Raw genomic sequence first — 3,704 nt, 5'->3', positions numbered from 1 at the left:
GTGTGCTGCGCCCCTAAAGCGAGACACACGATTTGAGTGACATGAGCCTTTAGGAGGCTTCATGTCACAACAAGCGATGCGGGTATTTTCGACTGAGTTCAAAGAAGGCGTGGTTCTCCGACTCGAGGGCGGGGAACGGTTGGCGGCGGTCGCGGACGAACTGAAGATCAAGCGCAAGCTTCTCTATGAATGGCGCGCCGCCTATCGGGCGATGGGCGTGGCGGGCCTCAATCGGAAGCGCGGACCCAAGAAGGGGTTTTCGGCCGCCCGCGCCGGTTCGGACGCCGCGCCGGCGCCGGACGCGCCGTCCGAACTGGCGCGGGCGAAGGCGAGGATCGCCGAGCTGGAGCGCAAGGTCGGCAAGCAGCAGATGGACATCGATTTTTTTCGCGAAGCCTTGCGGCTCATCGACGCGTTGGAGGCCAAAACCTTGGCGGCCGAGACCAACGCGACGTCCTCTACGCGGTCATCGAAACGATGAGCGCTCCCGAGACGCAAGGCTGCCCCTCGATCGACCATTTGTGCGCGCTGGCGAAAGTGTCCCGCGCCGGCTTTTATCGCTTTGGCGAGGTTCGCCGCCCCGAACGGGCGGAAGCGGACTTGCGCGACAAGATCCAGACCATCGCGCTGAAGAACCGCTTCTATGGCTATCGCAGAATCGGCCAGGAACTCTGGCGGCTCCACGGCCTGCGGATCAACCACAAGCGCCTGCGCCGACTGATGCGCGAGGACAATCTCCTCTGCCTGCGCAGCAAGCCCTTCGTCCCCTACACGACGAACTCCCGGCACGAATTTCCCATCGTGCCCAACCTCACGCGCTCGCTCGTTCCCACCGGCCTCGATCAGATCTGGGCGGCCGACATCACTTACGTGCGGCTGGCGGAGGCCTTCGTCTATCTCGCCGTGGTCCTCGACGCCTTCTCGCGCAGGATCGTGGGCTGGGCGCTCGCCGACCATCTCGAAGCGAGCCTGGCGATCGAAGCGCTCGACATGGCCTTGGCCGCCAGGAACCCGCCGCCCGGCCTGATCCATCACTCGGACCGGGGCGTGCAATATGCGTGCGCCGCCTACGCCGATCGATTGGAGGCGCGCGGTCTGCGCGTCAGCATGAGCCGCGCCGGCAACCCTTACGACAACGCCAAGGCCGAGCGCTTCATGCGAACCCTCAAGGACGAGGAGGTCGCCGGCAAAACCTACGTCTCGCTCGAAGACGCCCGCCAACGCATCGGCGCCTTCCTCGAAACCATCTATAACCGCGCCCGGCTCCACTCCGCCCTCGGATATAAACCCCCGGTCGAGTTCGAGAACGAACTCCGCCAACTTGAAACTGTCTGAAAGGGCATAACCAAGGACTTGTCACTCAAATTATCTGTCTCAGACAAGGGGCGCAGTTCAATGCAATGTCCCTCTCCTCTGCAGCGGTCGGCCCCGATCCTCCTTGCCTGCGGACGCGGCTCCGGCGCGAAGAACGGCGCCCGATCGACGATCGTATCTGATCGAACGCTCACCCGATCGCTCGCCGAGAAGTCGCCGACGATGGGCCGAGACCGGACGTTCGCGTCGCGGCGGTCGTCTGCGCGGGCGCCCCGCCGCGAATCAACGCGAGCGGATCGTCTCGCATCGCGCGCAGATCCCGCGACGCCGCGTCGCTGGCGATCGGCGCTACGTCTTTCGATGAAAAGTCAGGTACCTCGGAAGTCGGGCGCCGGGTTGCTTGCGTAGGAAGTCGACCAGGACGGCCACCAGAACCACCCCGCCGATGACGACGCGCTCCCAGTAGCCGGACACATTGAGAAGGGTCATTCCGTTGGCGATGATGGCCATCAGAACTGCGCCCAGCACAGTGCCGAGTATTGTGCCTTGTCCGCCTTGCAAGGAGGTGCCCCCGATGATGGCGGCGGTGATCGCCGGCATGAGCCAACTCCCGCCCACGCCCGGCTCCGCGGAATCCATGCGACTGGCATAGAGTATTCCGGCGATCGCCGCGAACAGCCCCGCCAGACCATAGACGATCGTCTGCACGCGGCGGACCGGAATGCCCACCAGGATCGCGGCGTCGTGATTGCCCCCAATCGCATAGATGTTGCGACCGAACCGCGAGTATCGAAGCACCCAGCTGAAGATTCCGGCGGCGCCGAGAAAAATCAGGATCGGCACTGGTATTGCTGCGATCGACCCGTTTCCGAATATGCTGAAAGTCGGGCCCAAGGGCCCGACGGGATACCCCTTGGTGATCACCAGCGTCAGACCCGCGAAGACTTCGCCGGACGCCAGTGTGACGATAAAGGGGTTGAGCCCGATCCATGAAATGAGGAATCCGTTGATGAGTCCCATGGCGAACCCGAACGCCGCGGTGGCGGGAATGACAATCCAAGCCGGCACCCCCAGGCCCGTCATCATCAAGGCGCCGACGATCGCCGAGAATCCCGCGGCGTTGCCGACGGACAGGTCGATGCCTCCCAGTAGGAGGACTAGGGTCTCTCCTAACGCCACCAGGGCCACGAAGGACGCCTGCCGGACGACGACCGCGACGTTATACGCGGTGCGAAAATTCGGCGACGCCACCGCCAGAGCGATGCAAAGGAGCGCCAGGGCAATCAGAATGCCGCTCTCCTCGAGCTGCAACAATCTTCGCAGTGGCAACCAAATATCGAAGTTTGATCGGTCTTGTTCCGCTTCCTTGCCGGTCATGTCATTTCCATCTGCAGTAGAGCTTCCTGACTTAGGTTGGTTGGGTCGATGATTCCTTTCATGCGACCTTCGCGCATGACCAGCACCCGGTCAGAAATATCGAGTATTTCTTTCATTTCAGATGAAATATAAATGATCGACAATCCTACTTGGGTCAGACGGCGCAGAACTTGCTGGATTTCAAATTTCGAATTGACGTCAATTCCGCGCGTCGGTTCGTCGAGCACCATGACGTCGCACCGCCTCATCATCCAGCGCGCGAGAATGGCTTTCTGTTGGTTGCCGCCGCTCAAGTTGACGATGGCTTGGCGCGGCGACTCAAGGCGAATTTCCAGTCGCTTCGCATAATCGACCGCCGCCGCCGCCATCCGCCCCCAACTCAGGCCCCATATCGAGCGAAACGCGCCGAGGTTGGCGACGCAGATGTTCTCCGCGACGGTCAGGATGGGAAAGATGCCTTCCTTCTTGCGGTCCTCTGGCAGGTAGACGAGGCCGCGGGCGATCGCGTCGGCCGGCGACGCGTGATACGTCGCCTTGCCCTTGATCTCTATCGTCCCCGCGTCCGGCTTGGTGATCCCAAACAAGCATTTCCCAAGCTCGGTACGACCGGCGCCGACGAGGCCCGACACGCCGAGGATCTCGCCCTCGCGCAGGTCGAAACTGATGTCCTGAAACTCGTTTTCGCGAGTCAGACCCGCGACTTTCAGCACGATCGGCCTGCCGGCCGCGCAAGCGCGCTGTTCGGTCTCTTGCGCTCGGGTCGTCGTCCGACCGGCCATCAGCCGGATCATCTCGTCCCGATCCGTCTGTTTGGCGTCGAGCTGCGCCACCAGCTCGCCGTCCCTCAACACCGAGATTCGGTCGGCCAGTCGCAGCACCTCGTTCAAGTGATGCGAAATATAGAAAATGGCTCGACCCTTGGCGCGGAGCGCGTCAATGAAGGCGAATAGGCGAGTTGTTTCCCGCATCGTCAATGACGACGTCGGCTCGTCGAACACGATGATCGACGCCCA

General features: G+C 62.3%; 4 protein-coding genes. 2 read left to right on the top strand and 2 right to left on the bottom strand.

Annotated elements, in window-relative coordinates; translation table 11 throughout:
- Positions 1-61: 61 nt before the first annotated feature.
- Together ABSF49_RS21025 and ABSF49_RS21020 are read left to right on the top strand one after the other, a co-directional pair.
- Entirely contained in the window at positions 62-481 is a 420-nt protein-coding gene (locus ABSF49_RS21025; protein ID WP_424114585.1) for a transposase, read from the top strand.
- Positions 478-1,335 carry an IS3 family transposase gene (locus ABSF49_RS21020; protein ID WP_424114584.1) on the top strand — a complete coding sequence of 286 codons (858 nt, stop codon included), beginning with the start codon at positions 478-480 and terminating at the stop codon, positions 1,333-1,335. The genes ABSF49_RS21025 and ABSF49_RS21020 overlap by 4 nt, the downstream gene beginning before the upstream one ends.
- 327 nt (positions 1,336-1,662) lie before the next feature.
- Here ABSF49_RS21020 and ABSF49_RS21015 read toward each other — a convergent pair whose 3' ends face one another.
- Both ABSF49_RS21015 and ABSF49_RS21010 read right to left on the bottom strand, forming a co-directional pair.
- Complete coding sequence (locus ABSF49_RS21015) at positions 1,663-2,691, bottom strand: ABC transporter permease (protein ID WP_424114583.1); 1,029 nt, start codon at positions 2,689-2,691, stop codon at positions 1,663-1,665.
- A partial coding sequence (locus ABSF49_RS21010) for a sugar ABC transporter ATP-binding protein (RefSeq protein ID WP_424114582.1) occupies positions 2,688-3,704 on the bottom strand: 1,017 nt, incomplete at its 5' end. The genes ABSF49_RS21015 and ABSF49_RS21010, both read right to left, overlap by 4 nt.

Origin of the sequence: Roseiarcus sp. (genome assembly GCF_049514155.1) — a bacterium.
Taxonomy (GTDB): domain Bacteria; phylum Pseudomonadota; class Alphaproteobacteria; order Rhizobiales; family Beijerinckiaceae; genus Roseiarcus.
The sequence above is the reverse complement of the archived record's forward strand: the minus strand, read 5'-3'. Positions and strand labels throughout refer to the sequence as shown.